The following is a 1,128-nucleotide window of genomic DNA, read 5'->3' on the forward strand; positions in this document are numbered from 1 at the left end:
GACGCCTGAGGAAGTCTTTTCACTTGATAGTTTATAATGGTGCACTTGCATGTTGAATTCGGGGTGTCTTCTTTAATTATTCTTTCACGGTGATCGCGATGCATGAAAATATGCAGTTAAGTATCTACGGGGGATATTTTAACTCCCTTGGCTTCAAAAGCAGCCAAAATAAAGCCCCTTACGATCTTATTGAAAACAACAAAAAGCCCCGCGACTGCGAGGCTTTGGATTCAAAAAGAACAGTTACAGGTGTTTGTTCTTATTACTGCCAAATAGCTCCATTACGATATCTCTATTAACAAATAGAATGATAGGTTGAAGAAATAGAAAACAGTAACCAAAAGCTTTTAATGCCGGATATAAACCGTGGTTAATACTAACTATTAAAGCTACAACTACACATATAGCAGCGTAAGTTAGTTCTTGACCTAGTAAATATTTAATTAATTGAGTTTTCAATTTAGATCCTCTTATTAACACCCATCTTGTTTGGAATCACAACTTGCGGCTTTTGTACCTGCATTACTTACTGTATCTGCGGCAATTTTACCGACTTCAGCACCAGCAGACGTTTTACTAGCAACTTCGCCTGCACTTCTAGTTGTATTAGCGATGTGGCCTGGAATGCCTCCAGAACTTGCCATATTCTCTAACTTTGCAACTGCTTTATTCGCGATTTTTGCACCAGCTCCTGCTCCGGCAGCACCTAATACCATTGAAGTAGCAATGTCTCCTGCTGAAGCGTCAGGGTTAGTTGTTGCTGTTGCTATACCATTTGCAAGCCCTCCAGTAGAAGCTGTCGCTGCAACAGCTTCCCCAGCAGTAATAGCACCTTTAGCAGCACTTTTAGCCAGCAAACCACCAACTCCACCAGTTACAGCTCCAACAGCAGCCGCTGCCATAACCGAGTCTTTATCAATGCTTCCAGTTGTCGCTAGTTGAACTCCCGCTTCTATAGCTGCACCTACCGCAGCCCCTATGATAAAGTTTAAAAATTCGCCATTAGGATCAGTATACTTATATGGATTGTTATTCACATATAAATAACGGTTAAACGACATCACAGGATTCTTAGGAGTCCAACCAACCGGATCATTCGAATAGAAACGCCCGATAACTGGATCATAG

At 41.4% G+C, this 1,128-nt stretch carries 1 protein-coding gene; it reads right to left on the reverse strand.

The features are described 5' to 3' along the window. Nucleotides 1–473: 473 nt before the first annotated feature. On the reverse strand, nt 474–1,128 hold a 655-nt coding region (locus tag N482_RS05425; protein ID WP_081227776.1), incomplete at its 5' end, for an RHS repeat-associated core domain-containing protein.

The sequence above is a fragment of the Pseudoalteromonas luteoviolacea NCIMB 1942 genome, from assembly GCF_001625595.1.
In the GTDB taxonomy this organism is placed as follows: domain Bacteria; phylum Pseudomonadota; class Gammaproteobacteria; order Enterobacterales; family Alteromonadaceae; genus Pseudoalteromonas; species Pseudoalteromonas luteoviolacea_A.